Origin of the sequence: Psychrobacter sp. AOP7-B1-24 (assembly GCF_052376215.1) — a bacterium.
Taxonomy (GTDB): domain Bacteria; phylum Pseudomonadota; class Gammaproteobacteria; order Pseudomonadales; family Moraxellaceae; genus Psychrobacter.
The window spans coordinates 1-20,046 of record NZ_JBQSVL010000062.1; the positions used below are offsets into that span (position 1 = coordinate 1).

General features: G+C 43.1%; 14 protein-coding genes. 8 read left to right on the plus strand and 6 right to left on the minus strand.

The features are described 5' to 3' along the window. Positions 1-83: 83 nt before the first annotated feature. Positions 84-344, minus strand: coding sequence for a DUF1289 domain-containing protein (locus ACT3QP_RS11345; RefSeq protein ID WP_444525557.1), 261 nt, complete (start codon positions 342-344; stop codon positions 84-86). A 199-nt stretch (positions 345-543) separates the two neighbouring features. Between ACT3QP_RS11345 and ACT3QP_RS11350 the strand changes: the two genes are divergently transcribed. The 3 genes from ACT3QP_RS11350 (at position 544) to ACT3QP_RS11360 (ending at position 4,020) form a co-directional block, all read left to right on the plus strand. Further along, on the plus strand, positions 544-1,176 hold the full coding sequence (locus ACT3QP_RS11350) for a YqiA/YcfP family alpha/beta fold hydrolase (RefSeq protein ID WP_444525558.1): 633 nt from the start codon (positions 544-546) through the stop codon (positions 1,174-1,176). Between the two features lie 110 nt (positions 1,177-1,286). Continuing rightward, a complete protein-coding gene (gene parE, locus ACT3QP_RS11355) occupies positions 1,287-3,173 on the plus strand; it encodes a DNA topoisomerase IV subunit B (RefSeq protein ID WP_444525559.1) in 1,887 nt (628 codons plus the stop codon). Between the two features lie 154 nt (positions 3,174-3,327). Further along, positions 3,328-4,020 (plus strand): lysophospholipid acyltransferase family protein, encoded by a 693-nt coding sequence (locus tag ACT3QP_RS11360; protein WP_444525560.1) that lies wholly within the window; start codon positions 3,328-3,330, stop codon positions 4,018-4,020. A gap of 110 nt (positions 4,021-4,130) precedes the next feature. On the opposite strand, the gene ACT3QP_RS11365 is transcribed toward ACT3QP_RS11360, so the two are convergent. Beyond that, the gene (locus ACT3QP_RS11365; protein ID WP_444525561.1) at positions 4,131-4,799 is read right to left on the minus strand and encodes an SDR family NAD(P)-dependent oxidoreductase; all 669 of its coding nucleotides are present in this window, start codon (positions 4,797-4,799) and stop codon (positions 4,131-4,133) included. Between the two features lie 307 nt (positions 4,800-5,106). Then, on the minus strand, positions 5,107-6,759 hold the full coding sequence (locus ACT3QP_RS11370) for a mechanosensitive ion channel (RefSeq protein WP_192992383.1): 1,653 nt from the start codon (positions 6,757-6,759) through the stop codon (positions 5,107-5,109). 463 nt (positions 6,760-7,222) lie between these two features. Here ACT3QP_RS11370 and ACT3QP_RS11375 point away from each other — a divergent pair, with 463 nt between their 5' ends. Beyond that, positions 7,223-7,954, plus strand: a complete 732-nt coding sequence (locus ACT3QP_RS11375; RefSeq protein ID WP_192520055.1) for an FKBP-type peptidyl-prolyl cis-trans isomerase — start codon at positions 7,223-7,225, stop codon at positions 7,952-7,954. A 123-nt stretch (positions 7,955-8,077) separates the two neighbouring features. Here ACT3QP_RS11375 and argA read toward each other — a convergent pair whose 3' ends face one another. Further along, positions 8,078-9,400 (minus strand): amino-acid N-acetyltransferase, encoded by a 1,323-nt coding sequence (gene argA, locus ACT3QP_RS11380; protein ID WP_444525562.1) that lies wholly within the window; start codon positions 9,398-9,400, stop codon positions 8,078-8,080. 402 nt (positions 9,401-9,802) lie between these two features. Between argA and ACT3QP_RS11385 the strand changes: the two genes are divergently transcribed. Continuing rightward, positions 9,803-10,390, plus strand: coding sequence for a hypothetical protein (locus ACT3QP_RS11385; RefSeq protein WP_444525563.1), 588 nt, complete (start codon positions 9,803-9,805; stop codon positions 10,388-10,390). Positions 10,391-10,814: 424 nt separating this feature from the next. On the opposite strand, the gene ACT3QP_RS11390 is transcribed toward ACT3QP_RS11385, so the two are convergent. Continuing rightward, complete coding sequence (locus tag ACT3QP_RS11390) at positions 10,815-11,807, minus strand: patatin-like phospholipase family protein (protein ID WP_444525564.1); 993 nt, start codon at positions 11,805-11,807, stop codon at positions 10,815-10,817. A 542-nt stretch (positions 11,808-12,349) separates the two neighbouring features. On the opposite strand from ACT3QP_RS11390, the gene recG reads away from it, so the two are divergent. Then, positions 12,350-14,731: an ATP-dependent DNA helicase RecG gene (gene recG / locus ACT3QP_RS11395; RefSeq protein ID WP_444525565.1), complete on the plus strand. Its 2,382-nt coding sequence runs from the start codon at positions 12,350-12,352 to the stop codon at positions 14,729-14,731. 92 nt (positions 14,732-14,823) lie between these two features. Here recG and ACT3QP_RS11400 read toward each other — a convergent pair whose 3' ends face one another. After that, positions 14,824-14,952, minus strand: a complete 129-nt coding sequence (locus tag ACT3QP_RS11400; protein ID WP_444525566.1) for a hypothetical protein — start codon at positions 14,950-14,952, stop codon at positions 14,824-14,826. 393 nt (positions 14,953-15,345) lie between these two features. Here ACT3QP_RS11400 and ACT3QP_RS11405 point away from each other — a divergent pair, with 393 nt between their 5' ends. Then, positions 15,346-16,665, plus strand: a complete 1,320-nt coding sequence (locus tag ACT3QP_RS11405) for an efflux RND transporter periplasmic adaptor subunit (protein WP_444525567.1) — start codon at positions 15,346-15,348, stop codon at positions 16,663-16,665. Beyond that, positions 16,662-19,760 (plus strand): efflux RND transporter permease subunit, encoded by a 3,099-nt coding sequence (locus ACT3QP_RS11410; protein WP_444525568.1) that lies wholly within the window; start codon positions 16,662-16,664, stop codon positions 19,758-19,760. Before ACT3QP_RS11405 ends, ACT3QP_RS11410 begins: the two co-directional genes overlap by 4 nt. Positions 19,761-20,046: the final 286 nt, after the last annotated feature.

Below are 20,046 nucleotides of genomic sequence, written 5' to 3' on the forward strand. Positions count from 1 at the left end.
TTTAAAGTGAAGCTTTAAATCAATTTTTAGTTGATGACTATATTACAATTTATGCTTCACTATATTTACTAATCTCAAATACTCTAAAACAACTTCCCAACTTCAACAACTTCCTCAAAATCAAACCCCAATTGCTCACCTTTACGCTGTTTCATCTGTTCGATACGGTGCCTGCGTCCAGAAACTAGCCGTAGCACTTCACGGCGCTGTTCTGTCGTCATGTTATGCCATAGCTGACGCTCAGGACGACTGCGCAAGCAACCAAAGCAATAGCCTTTTTTATTGCTTTGGCAAAGACCAATGCATGGATTGGCAATCTCAAACAGCTCAAACTGTTGGTTCATGGCGGCTCCATTATTATTATCGTCATTCCTTTGATTTGCCTAATTTTTTGTCTAGCCTTATTGTAAAACATTATTTTGCAGTAATTACTGAATAATAGTGTGCCATTTTATTATTACTGTTTTTATGAAGTGGATGCTATGCTGAGCGTTTAGTATCTATATAAAGCAATCATAACAAAATTAATAAGCGAGATTATACGTGAACATTATTTATATTCATGGACTGGATAGCGATGCGAACTCTACTAAAGGCAGATTATTAGAAAACTATTGTCGTCAGTATTATTCTGATATCAGCGTATATCGCCCTGATCTTAACAGCGCTCCTGAGCAAGTTTTTGAGCAGCTGGTCAAATTGGTGGCCGAATTAAATAGAGATGCTAGGACGGTTCTAGTAGGTAGCTCGTTAGGCGGTTATTTTTCTACGCTGGTAAGTAATCATACAGGCTGTGCGGCTTTATTATTAAACCCCAGTACGCAGCCACATATTACGTTGCAGCGTTTTGCTAATGAATTGTTAGCAAATACTGATAACGAAGGTGACGCGTTAAACAACGACATTCTGCATACTACAGCAGGTGGCTGGGATATTACTCACGCAGATTTGCAATGGTTTGCCGCGCATCCTTTAGAAACAATTAATCACCCTGATAAAATGGCTGTCTTGATCAAAGAAGGAGATGAGCTGCTGAACCCTTATTTATCAAGAGATTTTTATAGAGGGTCTGATGTAAGGGTCACTCTGCAAGAAGGCGGCGATCATAGATTTAGTGATTTTAACGAACAGCTGCCTATGGTCATCGAGACGCTACAGCGTTTGCTACAGAATTAAATAGACGACATTATATGACGTAAGCGACTGAGTATTGACGTTAATGTCGCTATTTTTCGTTATAATGGTTCAATAGAATTAAACGCACATGAACAGTTAAGGATGCATTTGTGAGTCAATATAATGCGCAGTCGTTAGAAGTCCTAGAGGGGCTGGAGCCAGTACGTCGTCGTCCAGGTATGTATACCGATACCACGCGCCCCAACCATTTGGCACAGGAAGTTATCGATAACTCAGTTGATGAAGCATTGGTGGGTTATGCGAAGACGATCAAAGTTCAGCTATATAGTGATGGGTCGTTGTCTGTCGAAGATGATGGTCGCGGTATGCCCACGGATATCCATCCTGAATTTAATCAATCAGGCATTGAGCTGATTTTGACGCGTTTGCATGCGGGTGGTAAATTTTCGACTTCTAATTATGAGGTTTCGGGTGGTCTGCACGGCGTAGGTATTTCTGTCGTTAATGCGCTATCGACGCGTGTTGAAGTCACCGTATGGCGTGATAGTACACAGTTTGATATGGCGTTTGAGAATGGTGCACCAGTGACGCCATTGACTGAATCGGTGAGCTCGAACAAGCGTAAGCGCGGCACTAAAGTGCATTTTTGGGCGGATGGTAGCTTTTTTGATACCCCTAAATTTAATGTTAAGCAGCTCAAACATAATCTCAAGGCCAAAGCTGTGTTGTCTGCTGGATTGACAATTGAATTTGTCGATGAGATTAATAATGAAAAGGTGGTTTGGCAGTTTGCCGATGGGGTTGTTGAGTATTTAAACGAGCAACTCGACGGTCTTGAGACCTTGCCTGAAGCACCGTTTTATTATAATCATGATACAAAAGCGGGCGAACGGGCGGGTATTACTTTTGCATTGTCTTGGCTGCCTGATGGTGGGACGCCCATTCAAGAGAGTTATGTCAATCTTATTCCTACTGCTCAAGGTGGTACACACGTCAATGGCCTGCGCACGGGTATCTTAGAGGCATTACGTGAGTTTTGTGATATTCACAATCTGCTACCGCGTAGTGTGAAGCTAACTGCAGAAGATGTCTGGGATGGGGTGAATTATATCCTTTCTCTTAAATTCTCTGAGCCGCAGTTTTCTGGACAAACCAAAGAGCGTCTGTCTAGCCGAGAGGCTGCTGGTGCCGTGCAAACACTGGCAAAAGATGCGTTTAGCCTATGGTTAAATCAAAACGCAGACATGGGCACGCAGATTGCTGAGCTGGCCATTAATAAAGCTGGACGTCGTCTTAAATCTGCCAAAAAAGTCGCCCGTAAAAAAATCACGCAAGGCCCTGCACTGCCGGGTAAGCTAGCAGACTGCCGTGGTGATTTGCGTGATGGCGCAGAGTTATTCTTAGTTGAAGGGGATTCTGCAGGAGGTAGTGCTAAGCAAGCGCGCGATCGTCATTATCAAGCGATATTACCTCTACGTGGTAAGATTCTAAATACGTGGGAAGTGTCATCAGATACTGTGCTGTCGAGCCAAGAGATTCATGATATTGCTATTGCTATCGGGGTGGATCCTGCTTCCGATGATTTGTCTGAGCTACGTTATGACAAAATATGTATCTTAGCGGATGCTGACTCGGATGGTTTGCATATCGCAACGCTGATCTGTGCTTTGTTTGTGAAGCACTTTCCTGCGCTAGTTGATGCTGGCCATTTATTTGTAGCGATGCCACCGTTATACCGTGTGGATGTCGGTAAAGAGGTGCATTACGCTTTAGATGAGCCTGAACTTGAGCATATTTTGGCCAATGTACCGGGTAATAAAAAGGCACAAATCACTCGCTTTAAAGGCTTGGGTGAAATGAGCGCAGAGCAATTACGTGAAACAACAATGAACCGTGACACGCGCCGCTTAGTACAGCTCGACATGGATGATATGTTACTTACTAACAGTATCATGGACATGCTTTTAGCCAAAAAGCGTGCCTCTGACCGCAAGTCTTGGCTTGAGAGTAAAGGGAATTTAGCAGATATTCCATAAGAATATACGGAAGGGTAGGTGCAGAGTAACGGATATATATACTTCATGTATTTATGTTTGAGTAAGTAATAACGCAATAAAAGCCTGCAAAATTCAGTTAAGTAGCACAAGCTTAATGGTATTATGTCAGTATCTTTTATTATATGGTGCCGTCATGACATCAAAGTTTTTTAATCGCGCAAAGAAAGTTTCTGAGACTGAACGCTCTAAAATTTTACCAAAGCTCAGCAAAAAACAGCTGGGTAGCTTAATCCCGAGACGTGGCAATAGGATTGCGCCAATTGTTGCCTCAGCGATGTTAAAAGCATCAGGTTGGCGTACAGTTGGTGAGATTCCAGATATTCCACAAGCGGTTGTTTTAGCCTTGCCCCATACGTCAAATGTTGATGGAATATATGCGATACCTAGCTTATTCGCCCTAGATTTAAAAATTAGTATTATGGGCAAGCATACCTTGTTTAAAATACCCGTGCTGGCACAGCTGATGCATTGGATGGGCATTGTTCCTATTGACCGTGACAACAAAGGATCAGTATTACAGTCAAGCATAGACAAGTTTAAGACAGGTGAGCCTTTATTTTTGGGGTTGTCACCAGAAGGCACCCGTGACTACACTGAGAAGTGGAAAACAGGGTTTTATTATTTGGCAGTCGGTGCTGGCGTACCGATTTTACCTGTGGCCATGGACTACAATACTAAAGAAATACGCTTTATGTCACTGGTTCATCCTACTGGTGATATTGAAGCCGATCTGCCAAAAATTTATGCGCAGTATCAGGGAGTCATACCCAGACATCCTGAACGGTTATCACAGCCGCTACAAGACATCAATAACTCAGCCAAATAAGCCATTTAAATGCGCTGTTCCTACATCAATAAAAGAAGCCCCCTAACATGGTGATGTTAGGGGGCTTCTTTTATTGATAGTGATACGTATTGGTGCTATCCAAAAGCTTATTAGCTATTGAATGTGCTAACCCCGCCATCGACAGGTAGGTTCATACCAGTGATAACGGCCGCATCTTCACTGGCCAAAAACATAACGGCGGCGGTCACATCAAAAGGTGTGGCGGTTTTTCCTAATGGGGAGAGTGCAACAAAAGGATTAGAGCTGTCACCTGTCGCGACTAAGCCTGCTGCTACTGCGTTAATACGTACGTTATTTGGAATATTTTTTAACGCCAATTTTTTTGTAATATCAGTCAAGTTACGCTGTTCAGCTTTATAAGTATCAATATCCCAATCTACTGGGATATCAGTCAGCGTTGAGACGTTAACAATATTACCTTGGGTTTTTATTAGCTCTGGAATAGCTGCCTGATGAATGCCAATTTCAGTATCTATATTGACCATCACATCAATATGCTCGTATTTATCGAGTACATGCTCTATCAATCTTGCTGTCTGACTTGGGTCATTCACATCACTGGTTACAGTAAGATGATTGCCTGTATTAATCCAAGTGTGGTCTTGTGGAAGGTCTTCATAGATATACTCTAGGATATCGGAACTAATGCCAACAATAATACAATTAGCCCCTTCCTGCGCGAACCTAAGTGCGGTTGCACGACCAATATCTGAATCAGCTCCAGTTATGATGACGGTCTTTTCTTTAAAGCGCTTCATATTGTTCAATCCTTGTTATTATATGATTGTCGTTAAATAAATTTTAGGGCTTTATACTACAAACGTCATTGTGCATGATGCACTGTCTATGAGTCTGCACATAAGCGATATGACTTGGATATCATCATAACAACTCATCACCATGAAAGCGACTGTATCTCATGGTACTTATGATTAGAAATCCAATACCTTAGAATCTACTCTCTCAATAATAAACACTTGTAACTGTGTCCAACTTCATAGTCACCATAAAAAAAGACAGCCTAGGCTGTCTTTTTTTATGTAAGGCTTAAGAATAATAGGCTATTTATTTGTCGTCGCTACCAGGTAGTAACACGTTACCATCATTGCTGATATCGTCAGTATTGACAGAAGTGGTATCAACTACATCTGTATGCACGTCATTAGTTGGTGTGCTTGTAGCGGTTGGTGTGTTGTCACGAACTGCTTCAGCAACTTTATCTTCAGTTGATGCGCTAGGCTCAAGTGTAGACTTCGCTTTTGCTTCAGTTTGTTCTTCATCCATTTTGTCTTGCATTTTGCGCAAGAAACGAGCTGCTGCTTCTTGACCACCAAGACCAAACGATAGAGCAAAGGCCACAGCTACAGCACCTAATGTTAGACCAAATGCTAGGTTAACAATAGAGTCAGCAATGCCCATCGCTTTTAGACCCATGGCAAGTACTAGACCCATGATCAGTACACGTACGATGTTTGCTAAGAACTGTGAACCTTGTTCAGAGCGTTCAACAACACTAGCAATAATATTGGCAAGCCAAAAGCCGATGAATAGAATAACTGCGCCCAAGATAATGTTGGCACCAAAAGCGATAAACATCGTGATGAGGGCTGAGATAGGTTCGAAACCTAATAGATCGGCCGCTGCGATAGAGGCAAATAACATAGCAAAGAAAATAATTGCCCAACCAACCAAGTCAGAAACTTGTTTGTCGCCCATGGCTTCTTCTAGACCAACTTTAGCAGGCAATTGGTTGATTGCAGTGTTTTCGATTAGGCCTTTGATAATGTTGGCGACCATACGAATGACGTAGAAAGTCACTATTAAGATAGCTGCTGCCATAAAGATGTTTGGCAATGCTTCCATGATTTTGTTCAGCATGTTCGTCGCAGGACGAGCAATTACTTCGATTTTTAGCGCATTTAATGCGGCAATAATCGTTGGAATAATAATTACTAAAAATGCTAATGAACCAGCAATGTTGGGTAGGCTATTTTTTTCGCTTAAACCTGCTTTTGAAGCAATTGCTTGTATATCAAAAGTAGCAACTAGATTGGTTACGATACCACGTACTACTTTAGCGATAATGTAGCCAACAACAAAGACAACTGCTGCAATCAAAATATTAGGTATAAAGCTGAAAATTTTATCAACCATATTAGTTAGTGGTGCAAATAAACCATCAAGCTGTAGTTTACCAAGCACCATGGTCAAAACGACTAGTAAGATGAACCAATAAACTATGTCAGCAATTGTACTGCTCATTGGTTTAACGCCAGCTTGAGCACTTAAACGTTCATCCATTGAGGTTTTAGACAGTACAGTATTGATACCTGTACGTGCAACGGTAGCCACGACCCAACCAATAAGACCAACAGCAATAGCGCCAATCAAATTAGGAATAAATGCTAAGACTTGATTTACCATATTTGCAAATGGAGTTGAAATGGAGTTTAAGTTTAGTTGATTTAGCGCTCCTGAAATAGCGATTATAAAGATAAACCAGAATACAACCTTGGAGAAAATACCTTCTAGGTCATAAGCCTTACCCGTTGAAGAATTCATACGTTGGTTAAGATTGACTTTAGAGAGCACGTTGCGTACCAAAGCCGCGATGCCAAGTGCAACTAGCCAACCAATAATAAAAATTAAAATAGCACCGATAATGGAGCCGATAGGGCCACCCAGATAGCCGTTAAAAGATGTGTACATTGGATTCATGTTATCCTCCTTTAATCATCATATAACAGCTGCCAAACGATACTATGAGTACCGTTATTATTAAGCGGAGCCAATATATAGATGGTTATAGTAAATAGTGTTCTTCAAAGTAAGCTATGCGATGATGTTATGGTTTTCGCGTAAATAGCCTTATCAAAAAGTACCTGTTTGCTTTATATTTATGGCTTTATTACTGGTACCTAGATGTTTTTTGATAAAGCAGATACTTGATTGCTTATCATCTTAGCTAATTTAGCATAGCTGATGAACCAGTAGATTTAAAGACACAATGCTTAACTTGTTACTATATTTGTGTGATAACTTGTTATTATGTGAATGAATATTAACATAGATTATACATTCACCCGATAATTTTATTCTAAACATGGTTACTAAAACTAAGTTTTGCTATTATAGAAAAATGTGACATCTCGCCACTATTTTTACAATTTGAGAGTATTTTATGAAAAAAATCACTACGTTAAGTGTTGGTGCACTTGCTAGCGCTATGTTGTTAGTAACAGGCTGTAGCACAAATAATGGCAGTCAAGAGACTGCAGCTCAAAGCGTTTCAATTACTGAGCAAAGCTCAGCAGATGAAAAAGTGGGCTATAGCTTAGGTTTTATGATGGCTGAAGGTAATAAAGAGGCTGTCAGTGACCTAAATCTTGATACTTTCGAAAAAGGCTTTCGTGATGGTTATGAAGGTAACGACTCAGCATTGACTCAAGAGCAAATGCAAGAAGTATTGACGACGTATCAAAAAGAGCAAGAAGAAAAATTTGTCAAAGATATGGAAGCAAAAGCTGAAGAGAATAAAACCAAAGGTGCAGCTTTTTTAGCAGAAAATGCTAAAAAAGAAGGCGTCAAAGAAACGGCTTCTGGCCTGCAGTACAAGGTAGTAACAGAAGGTACTGGTAAATCACCAAAAGCAACTGACGTGGTTGAAGTAAACTACGAAGGTAAGTTGATCGATGGTACTGTATTTGATAGCTCTTATGAGCGCGGTGAGCCAATTGAATTCCCATTAAATCAAGTCATCGCTGGCTGGACAGAAGGTCTACAGTTGATGAAAGAAGGCGGTAAATATGAGTTTTACATCCCGTCAGATATCGCTTATGGCGAAGCAGGTAATGCAGGAATCGAGCCTAACAGCACGTTAGTATTTACGGTTGAGTTGTTGTCAGTAAAATAATAAGTATTGATACTGATTAAGTATCATATTGAATAAGAAAAGCCCTCTAAAGTAAGAGGGCTTTTTTATGGCTAGCGTTTGGGGCTTTCGGATGTTATTTAATAACATCCATCACCATTGTTGTTATAAGTTTTTTTGGAAAACTTTAGAATTTCGGCCGTTATGATACTGCTCTTGACGAGACTCGGGCAATGCAGATGCTTCAACTTCGGCAAAGCCTTGTTCAACAAACCAATGTGCTGTGCGAGTGGTCAATACAAATAGCTTGTGTAGACCATGGCTGCGGGCTTGTTGCTCCAAAAATGCGAGCAAATCAGCACCGCGGCTACCGTTCCGATATTCAGGGTGTACGGCAACACAGGCAACTTCTGCAGAATCACTGTCTAATTGATAAAGGGCTGCACAGCCCAAAATCATACCATCACGCTTAATGACACTATAATGCTCAATGTCTTGTTCCAAACGTTCGCGTGAGCGGCTGACCAAAATACCTTGCTCTTCTAGCGGAGATAACAGCTCGATCAGTCCTACTACGTCATCAATATTGGCACGGCGAATTTCTTCGTAAGGATCATGGCTGATAAGGGTGCCTGAGCCGTCACGAGTGAATAGTTCTTCTAATAAGGCACCATTTTTGGCATAGGAGATGATATGTGTGCGATGGACACCTTGGCGGCAAGCCAAACTCGCACAATTTAAGAAATAATTGATTTCGCAGTTTAAATCGCGATCACGTAAAAAGCGATCAACTTCGTTTGGAATCATTTCACGCAATAGGCGGTCATCATCATTGATGCCTGCTTCTTCACCTAAGAATATTAATTTATCAGCACCTAAAGCTACCGCTGTATTTAGCGCGACATCTTCGGCCAGTAGATTAAAAACTTCGCCAGTCGCTGAATAACCCATAGAGCCTAAAATGACGATATGATCGTGTAGCAGGTTGTTTTTAATGGCTTCAACATCGATAGAGCGCACTTCACCTGTCATCTGATAGTCGACACCATCACGGATACCGTAAGGACGCGCTGTGACAAAATTTCCTGAGATGGCATCAATGCGAGAGCCGTACATCGGTGAGTTGGCAAGCCCCATTGATAGCTGAGCCTCAAGCTGTAAGCGGATAGCACCTACTGCTTGCAAAATAGCAGGCATCGCTACTCTTGGCGTAATGCGAATGTCTTGATGTAGTGGAGACGCGATATCCATGTCTTTTAAGTTTTTTTCGATTTGCGGTCGTGCTCCATGCACCAGCACTAGCTTGATTCCTAAGCTATGTAGTAAGGCAAAGTCATGAATAAGCGTGCTAAAGTTTACGTGATCGACCGCTTCACCGCCAAACATAATCACAAAAGTTTTACCACGATGGGTATTGATATATGGAGCAGAGTTGCGGAACCACTGAACATATTCAGGGTTAATTTGGGGCATGGCGCTAGTAGTCATAATGGGAGCAGTAGTCGTTAGAATAAGAAAAAGGCGTAGCAAAAGAATGCTTATCGCTAAAGATTTACCATAGCAAAAAATGCCGTTATGAGCTATCTTTTATTTCAGTTGTATTAACGAATGTCTGTAGTAGATTGGCTATACACAACCTCAACACGGGGTTAGTGTGCGTACAAATACTTTTTGCTATGCTAAACGCTATTGCTTTACGGATAGCGAACGCAGATAATCAATAAAAATTATCAACCTTATACAACCGCTAGGTTCGATATGGTTATCGTAGCAGGCTAGATAGTTTATTATTGACTATAGTTAAGTGGTCATGCCTACAGACTCTAGTGAAAGTGCCTTAAATTTTCCAGATATGTTCTACCGATATATTAACCAGGGATAATGAGAACCATGAAAAAAAACAATCAATTTGCTAGTCCATTCAGCACTTGGAGCGGCCATCGCTTGTTTCAGGTAGTCGCCGGTACGCTGATCGGTGCAATGGTAGTAACTCAAGCGTCGGCGATGTTGCCTACACCAGAGCAAGCAGTGGATGGATCGGCCACTGTACAAGCAACCGCTAATCAAGCTAGCAATTCAAGCGCACAAGCTGTTAACAGCAAAATCACTGCATCATTGGTTAGCACTGATGCAAATGGTCAAGAAGTATTGGTTCCTGTTAATGAAAGTACACGTTTGCAGTCAGGTAATGTCTTAGAGTATCAAGGATACTTTACCAATACCAATGCTGATCGAGTACGTAAAATGACGGTCACCATGAGTATTCCTGAGCAAGTGGAATTGATGAAGACGGTCTCGCCAGAGTTTCCATATGGTAGCGTCGATGGTAATAGTTTTTCTCGTATGCCATTACGTACTAGAGTAAACAACCAGCTGCAAGATGTAGATTTAAAGTACTATAAAGCGGTTCGTTGGGATCTGGAAGGTGTTGGTCTGAACGATACAGTCGCGGTTAAATATCGCGCTCGCGTTAAATAAACTCATTCAACACGCCCTAACTGAATCGTAAATTATTCAAGATTTGATTCATGATAGAGAGCACCACAGTTGATGACTGTGGTGCTTTTTTATGGGTGCTTGAATTCTAAAAGCTTTACATACGCAGCCTATTAGGGCGTGTTGAACATTCAAATATTAGGGCTGCTGATTGCTAAAATTGCACCAAACTAGGCGCAAGCCGACGATAATGTCGAGACTTTAACTAGGCTTGTAACGACGTTTGGGGTGATTTTAGCATCAGCCCTTTGGGGCAGTATTATTTTTTGCCAATATATGGCGAAATTGTTTCACCTAGAATGACTAGGCATCAAAAATTTCACTGCATATTGTCTGAAAAATAGTTGCTGCCAGCACCACATTTGAATGTTCAACACGCCCTAATAAGTTAAAGCGTTTTTATAAGCTAAAGAGTTGCATATTTGCTTTGAGATTTTTCTTTGATTAACTGCTTAATTGCGTTAATTTGTGGCGTAGTGGCTTTTGATCCAGCAGTGATAAGTGTGCTGCGTTGGCTGGTATCTATTGAGCTGATATGACCAACGTCTGGCGTAATGATAATATCTGCACGATCTCGTTCATGGTAGTTTGATGCGTTACGATTGGTACTTGATTGTGCCATGATATTGTTTTCTAGAAATCCCCAAAAGCTGCTTAATGAGCGGATATTCGGCATGCTATTAGGTGCAGAGGTAGTTGCGTTATTATTACTCTCAGTCACATCTACGGCGATGATAATATCGGCACCCAAATCATGCGCACTATCGACAGGCACTAAACTGACGACACCGCCATCGATATATTTTTTACCAATTTTTTCGGGAATACGCGGGGCGATAAAGATATTGGGCACGCTACAAGATGCTTGTACAGCCAGTCCAGCATTACCAGTGGTAAACACTGCTTTTTTTAGCGTGTTTTTTTCGGTAGCAATTGCCGCAAAGCGGATAGGAAAGTCTTCTATTGCTTGACCATTCACGTTGGCGTTAATAAAGTTTTTGAGCTTGATGCCTTCGATAAACCCTTGGTTGGACAAGGTGAAATCTGTCAGCTCATTATCTGTGGTAGCGAGTGCTAAGTGCTCAAGCTGAGCAGGTGTATAGCCGCTAGCATATAGGCTACCCACTAAGCTACCGACGCTGGTGCCAACGATTAGCGTGGGTGTAATACCATTCTCTTCTAATGCCTTAATGACGCCTACATGGGCAAATCCTTTAGCACCGCCACCACCTAATACTAATGCCACACTCGGTGGCTCTATATCAGGTATGTCTGGCGTTACAGGGGCTGCGGTCAAGGTGCTGCAAGCACTGATAGCCACTCCTAATAGGGACAGAATACTCATCCGCGTTAGTAATAAGCGATGATTATATGCGGAGTGAAGAGTAGTAATCGGCATAAAAAAACCTTATATAATTGCCATACTGTAGAAAAGACGGTGTTTGGGTATATTAAACATTTAAACATCATAGTCCTGACTAGGGCGTGTTGAACATTCAAATGTGGTGCTGGCAGCGACTATTTTTCAGACAATATGCAGTGAAATTTTTGATGCCTAGTCATTCTAGGTGAAACAATTTCGCCATGTATTGACAAAAAAGAGTACTGCCCTCCACTCGAGCACAGCTCTCGCCTTGCAAACGGGCAAAGCAGTGCTTTGCTCGAGCCGTTCTCAAGGCTGATGCAAAAATGCTTCCAAACATTTTTGCAAACGTTGTTACAAGCCTAGTTAAGGTCTCGACATTATCGTCGGCTTGCGCCTAGTTTGGTGCAATTTTAGCAATCAGCAGCCCTAATATTTGAATGTTCAACACGCCCTGTTTATGAATATCAAACACGCCCTAGTGATTGGTATGATATAAATGACTTATTGATCTTTTTCTAAATGATAATACGACAGTTAAACATATAACATATTTAAAAATCTCGCTAGGATCTTTGATGCCAACATCGGTAAGCCACGCTCCAGTTCATTCTTCAGACCACATTATGTCTGATCTGCCCGCTTCGGCGCTAGATATGCCCGTGACAGCGCTGGCAGGTGTCGGGCTAAAAGTCGCAGAGCAATTGGCACAATTAAATATCAAACGAATATTTGATTTGCTGCTGCATCTGCCACGTGATTATGAGGATCGTAGCAGACTGGTCTCTATAGCTGACGCAGAAAATGGGCAATCGGTACTCATCACTGGGCGCGTGGTACACGTTGATACCAAACGCAGCGGCATGACCGTTGTGGTGGATGATGATACAGGCACCATTTCATTGCGGTTTTTTAAGGTGTATCGCGGTCTCGCACAAACGATGAGCTTGGGTACGCAGTTGCAATTGTTTGGTGAGGTCAAAGTCAGTCGATACGGCAAGCAGATACATCATCCTGAATACCAGATTGTGACAGACAGTGCTGCTACGACCAACACGGGGCTGCAACCGATTTATCCAAGTGTCAAAGGCTTGCATCAGAATAAGCTGCGTACATTGATTAAGTTGGCGTTACAGACGGTACGCAGCCAAGGATTGCCGATGACGCTGTTTACCACGACTGATTTCAGTGTCGTGGCAGACTTACCATTGGCACCTTTTGAACCTTCAAAATTATTGGAAACAGAAACGGGTCATCCAGAAGACATATTTTCAACCTTGGCGCGTAGTGTGCCAGACAATACAACGGGCAATAGCGCAAATAGCATCAGTAGTGTCAATAAAGCCGGTGCAGCTGCTTATACTGCTAACCATCATACAAACAATGATATCAATACCGTCGCTGCTAGCACGGCCAATAATAACGTTTATAATTTGACGATATTTGAAGCGTTAGTGTTATTACATACGCCGCCCACTTATACCGATGCTGGTCAGCAATATAAATTATTAACGCAGTTGAGTGCGCGCACCCATGCGGCTTGTCAGCGTTTGATTATTGAAGAGCTAACGGCCCATCAGCTCAGTCTACTATATCGTCGTCAACAATTACATCAGCACAAAGCGCCCAAGTGCGACACTCAAAGCCCATTAGCTGACGCGTTATTTGGGGCGCTACCTTTTGACCTAACAGGTGCTCAAAAAAGGGTGATGCGCGATATTACGGCCGATATGGCAACCTCTGTGCCTATGTTGCGACTGGTACAAGGTGATGTCGGTGCAGGTAAGACGCTAGTCGCGGCAGGAGCAGCAGGTTATGCACTTGATAGTGGCTGGCAAGTGGCGGTGATGGCACCGACTGAGATTTTAGCAGAGCAGCATTTGGTTAATTTTAAACAGTGGTTTGAGCCATTGGGTATCGGAGTGGGCTGGCTCGCGGGTAAGCAAACCGCGAAGCAGCGCCGCGAAGCGTTGGAAGCGGTGAGTGAGAATACCGTACAAATCGTAGTTGGTACGCATGCGTTGTTTCAAGAAACGGTAACGTTTGCCAAGTTAGGTCTAGTCATCATTGACGAGCAGCATCGTTTTGGTGTTGAGCAGCGTATGGCATTGACCAATAAAGGCGTCGCCAATAGCACACCGCATCAGTTGATTATGACTGCAACCCCGATTCCACGCACGCTAGCCATGAGTGTTTATGGTGACATGGATACCTCTATCATTGATGAATTACCGCCGGGTCGTACGCCCATTACGACTGTAACAATTGATCGTAATCGCCGTGATGAAGTGATTGAAAGAATTGCTATTAATTGTGAGGCGGGCAGGCAGGCTTATTGGGTTTGTTCACTGGTAGAAGAGTCTAGTGTGCTGGATGCGCAAGCGGCCGAAGCAACTTATGAAGACTTAAATGAGCGCTTGGATATTCGTATTGGACTGGTACATGGCAAAATGAAGTCTGCTGATAAGCAAGCCATCATGCAGCAATTTAAAACAGGACAGTTAGACTTGCTCATTGCTACTACTGTTATCGAGGTGGGTGTTGATGTGCCTAATGCGTCGTTAATGGTCATCGAAAATGCAGAACGATTGGGACTGTCGCAGCTGCACCAATTACGCGGGCGAGTTGGACGAGGCTCTACCAAAAGCTTTTGCGTACTGCTCTATCAAAAGCCATTGTCGGAGACTGGTACTGAGCGCTTGAATGTATTACGTGATAGTACGGATGGTTTCGTTATTGCGCAAAAAGACTTAGAGCTGCGTGGGCCAGGTGAGTTGTTGGGTAAGCGTCAAACGGGCAATATCGGTTATTATTTAGCCGACCTGATTCGTGATGAGCAGCTATTTGCGATTGCGCAGCGTTTGGCCAAGCATTTAATATCAGACCCTGCTCGAAAAGCAGATGTCAGCCAGCTCATCCATCGTTGGATGCCAGAAGCTAGTCGCTATACCAATGCGTAAAATGTTAATAGAGCCTTTGACTATATCAACAGTAAATAAAAAAGAGGACAGCTAATGCTATCCTCTTTCCTCTTTTTTTTACTTTAACAAAACTATTTGGCTTTTTTTGCTTTCTTTAGTGACTTTTTAAGTGCTTTGAGATCTTTCTTTTTTTGCTTAATTGCTATTTTGGTTTCTTTAATATCTTTCTTAAACTTTTTTACATCTGATTTATTAGCCATGACTATTTCCTTTATTAATGGTTTAGTCATCAATAATGACAAATTATGCCGAAAATACAAGGCTGAACTGTACGTACTCTGTATCGTTGGTTTTTGTATTCTATTATTAGTTTTCCTATTCTATTGCTATCAAGCACTCTCATTATATCTTCACCAGTTCAATGTGGCACCGTGCTGAGGTATAAAAGGTTATCTACTAAACATAAACAGTTCCTAGTTATTATCAACAATTGACTATTCAGATACTTAACTGAATTGACGCAATGATTAGATAGTCTACAATATTAAAAAACTATTCTTGATAAGATTGGTCTACATCATCTTGTTTCCCTTATATTTTTTTGCGACGTTAGGGCTTGTTTGTTTATAGAGACTAACGAATAGAGACCGACTATGAGTGACCTTTCAGACCACAATGATAAGTCAAATTTAGCCAATGATGAGCAGCTACTAGTGAATAACCCGTTGCCGCCTTATCGTCAAACAGAGATTACTGGCAAACCTACCTCTAAAATACCCTTATGGTTGTGGCCAGTCTTAGCGGTTGTCCTATTGATAGGCGTTCTGCTCGGTAAATATTGGGATACCAGTAAGGTTGACGCAGATGAATCAGCAGCGACAACGAGTGAGCAAAGTAGTGCTGAGAGTGACGCAGCTAGTGAAGAACAGGCGGTACTTTCAGTAGAAACTATCGTTCCTAGCCAAGATGATGTTGGTAATACATTGCGTGCTGATGGCACCATCAATGCCAAAGACATGGCGAACGTCAGCGCAAAAGTAACGGGTGTGGCTATCGAACGTATATTGGTCGAGGAAGGAGATTTCGTCAAAGCGGGTCAAGTATTGGCAGTATTCGATACGGATGCGATGGAGCAGCAAGTTCTACAAGCACAAGCAGATGTGGCAGAAGCAGAAGCGACATTGGCCAATGCCAGTGCTGATGCCACACGTATATTGCCACTGCTAGATATCGATGCCATCAGTAAACAAGAGGCCGATCGCTATCGTACTGCGGAGCTGCGTGCTAGAGCTTCTTTACAATCATCAAAAGCTCGGCTGAGTAGTCAGCGCCTGAGTGTAGAGAATGCTAGAGTCGTTGCACCAGTGAGTGGTGTTATTAGTGAAAAGACGGTCGAAGTCGGTATGGTGGCTGGTGGTGAGCCACTGTTTACCATTATCAAAGGCGGTATTTTAGAATGGCGTGCAGATATCGATCCTAAGCTAATAGGCGAAGTCAGTGTTGGTACGCCAGTACGAGTGAGCTTACCAGGCGGTAATTCTGTCATGGGAGAAGTCAGCCGTATTGCACCTACTGCCGATGACAACCGTCAAATCACTATTTATGCTAGCTTAGATACCAGTGCGCAAGTAAGGGCTGGCATGTATCAAACGGGCGAGTTTTTATTAGGTAGTGCTAGTACGCAGACGGTGCCAAATAGCGCTATCGTCAGCAACGATGGTTACGACTATGTCATGCTTATAACTGATGTGAATACTAAAGATGGTAAAAGTACGGGCCGAATTAAGCAACAACGGGTAACGTTGGGTGATCGTCTGGGTGATCGAGTTGCGGTCACAGAGCCATTACCGAATGATGGTCAAATGGTGAAGCAGGGCGGTAGTTTCCTGAATGATGGAGATTTGGTCAATATTGTGAATGATGCTGCTAGCAAAAAATCTGCTACTGGTTCAGCTGAGCAGGCACGCTCATGAGTTTAAATGTCTCGGCCTATTCGATCAAAAATCCATTGGTTGCCATCTTGCTATTCGTACTGCTCACATTGGGTGGTATCTATGGTCTCATGCAAATGAAAGTGCAGCAGTTCCCAGATATTGATCTGCCCGCTGTCGTCGTAACTGTCACGCTACCAGGTGCTGCCCCTTCGCAATTAGAAAACGACATCGCCAAAAAAATCGAGAACAGAATCACCAGTATCGAAGGCGTTAAGCATATTCGCACCACGTTGCAGACTGGGGTGGCAACTATTGCATCTGAATTTGTATTAGAAAAAGACATTCAAGAAGCGGTGGATGATGTGCGCTCTGCAGTTGGTGAGGTGCAAGGAGATTTACCAGCCGCCGCCAACGATCCTATTATCACCAAAGTATCGACGGCAGGATTTCCTGTCGTGACGTATTCAGTCGCTGCTAATAATATGAGCGTTGAAGATTTGTCATGGTTCGTTGATGATACGATCACAAAGCGCTTATCCGATATTCCAGGGGTGAGCACGGTCAGTCGTATTGGCGGACTGGAACGAGAAATTACAGTGGCTGCAGATCCGATTACGCTAAGCGGTTTACAGTTTTCTATTACGCAGTTATCTCAGCAATTGGCTGGTATTCAGCAGGACAGCTCGGGCGGTGAAGCAGAAGTAGGCAATACGACTCAGACCATTCGAGTTTTGGGTGCGGTTGAGCGCGCTAGCGGATTGAATGATATACAAATAGCCGTGCCAACGGGCGGTACGCAAGCGTTGGGACGCATGGCTCAAGTGACAGATGGTGCCGCTGACCCTAGCTCTATTGCATCGCTCGATGGTGAGACAGTCGTCGCATTTAATATCACTCGGTCGCGAGGGGCGAGTGAAGTTGAGGTCATGGAGCAAGTTGATAAAGAGCTGGCAACCCTCACTGCATCGATGGACAATATCCAAGTTGATAAGGTCTATGATCGAGCGACACCAGTGGCTCAGGATTACGATGCATCCATTAAAATGCTGATTGAAGGCGGTGTTTTAGCGGTTATCGTTGTGTTTCTATTTCTACGTAATATACGAGCGACGATTGTGGCTGCGGTCGCACTACCGTTATCAGTGGTTCCTACTTTCTTAGCCATGTATCTGTTTGATTTCAGTTTAAACATTATTTCCTTATTGGCCTTATCTTTGGTCATTGGCGTGCTGGTCGATGATGCTATCGTCGAGGTTGAGAATATCATTCGTCATCTAAGGATGGGTAAGACGCCTTATGAGGCGGCAATGGAGGCCGCTGATGAAATTGGACTGGCTGTCGTGGCGACTACGTTTACCTTGATTGCTGTGTTTTTACCAACCGCATTTATGGGCGGCGTTGTTGGTCAGTTTTTTCGGCAGTTTGGTTGGACAGCGGCACTCGCTATTTTTGCGTCATTGCTAGTCGCTCGTTTGATTACGCCGATGATGGCAGCGTACATATTACGACCAGAAAAACAGCAAGTCGAAAAGCAAAGTAAGTCGATGGGATGGTATCTCAAACTGGTCGCATGGACACTCCATCATCGCTGGATCACGATAGGTGCTACGTTGGTATTGTTTGTGGCTTCGTTAGGACTGGTCAAGCTATTACCGACGGCCTTCATTCCTGACAACGATATTGACCAGACGCGAGTGGCCATTGAGATGACGCCAGATGTTGCGCTAGAAGACACCGAACATGTGGCGGCGTTGGCCAGTGCCCGTATTTTAGCGTTGCCAGAAGTGACAGATATTTTTACCGCTGTGGGGGATGCGCAACAGGATATGGGTCCCAATTCTAGTTCGAGTAGTGGTAGTGCGGAAAATATCGCCAGTCTAGATATTGTACTAGCGCCACGTGCTGAGCGTGGTACTAAGCAAGAGATTGAGCAAAAAATCAGTGGTATATTATCAGAAGTGCCCAGTGCGCGCTTTACCGTTGGATTGTCAAGTGGTGGTGAGACGGGTTATAACTTTTCCTTGACCAGTACTAACCCAGAAGTGCTTGAGCAAACCGCGCAGCAGATTATGTCAGAGATTCGTGCCTTAACGGGTGTGGGCGCTGTCACTAGTGATCGCAGTTTGCCGCGCCAAGAACTGACCGTCACGCCGGATCGTTTGGCTATGGCAGACAAAGGTGTAACCACGCAAGATATTGCGACCACATTACGTATCGCAACTGTGGGTGATTATGAGCAAAGCCTGTCCAAGCTCAACTTGGATACAAGACAGATTCCTATCGTCGTGCGTTTGCCAGATATTGCCAAACAAAACATCAATCAATTAGAAGGGCTGTACGTCCCTAGTACGAATACAATTGGGCAAGGCGTGCGCGTAGGAGAGGTGGCACGTTTGGATTTCGGTACGGGACCTGCGCAAATAAAACGCCTAGATCGTGAGCGTTCTATCGGTATTATCGTTCAACCTGGAACTATGGAATTGGGTGAGCTGGTACAAGCGGTCAAAAACACCCAAGCCATGCAGAATTTGCCCACATCAATTACTGTTATTGATCAGGGTCAAGCTGAAAATATGGCGGAGCTGTTTATTGGATTTATCATCGCGATGTCGGTTGGTATTATCTGTATTTTAGGTGTGTTGATCTTACTATTTGGTCGTTTGCTTCAGCCGTTTACGATTTTGATGGCATTGCCATTATCTATTGGTGGAGCGTTTGTTGGTCTGGTGATTACGGGCAGTAGTTTGTCCATGCCTTCGATGATTGGCTTTATTATGCTGATGGGTATTGCCACCAAAAACTCTATTCTGTTGGTAGATTATGCCATTATTGCTCAGAATCGTGGATTACCAAGGTTTGAGGCGATTGTAGACTCCTGTCGTAAGCGAGCACGACCCATTATCATGACGACGATTGCGATGGGTGCTGGCATGTTACCACTGGTGTTTGGCTGGGGTGATGCTGATCCGACTTTTCGTCGGCCTATGGCAGCGGCAGTATTGGGCGGTCTAGTGACATCGACGCTTCTCAGTCTCGTGGTTATTCCAGTCGTATATACCTTGATGGATGATTTATCGAATTGGTTTGCTAAATGGCTGGTACCAAATGGTAAAAATCAGTCCACTATGAATTAAATCTTGTCTATACACAAAGGAATGTCACTATGAGTCAGACGTCATGCTCAAAAAATTTATTCTCTTATTCTAAGTTTCTAGTCAGTTTAGGACTTGGCATGTTAGGTATAGCCAGTAGTTATGCGACCACCTATTATATCGACCCGCCCCATACCAACGTGCGCTTCGCCATCGATCATTTCAACACGTCAACGAATTCTGGTGGTTTTTATAATTTGAGTGGTCAGGTAACCCTCCCAAACTTAAGACACCTAATAAATAGAATTAAGCTGCCTGATTGAGTTTC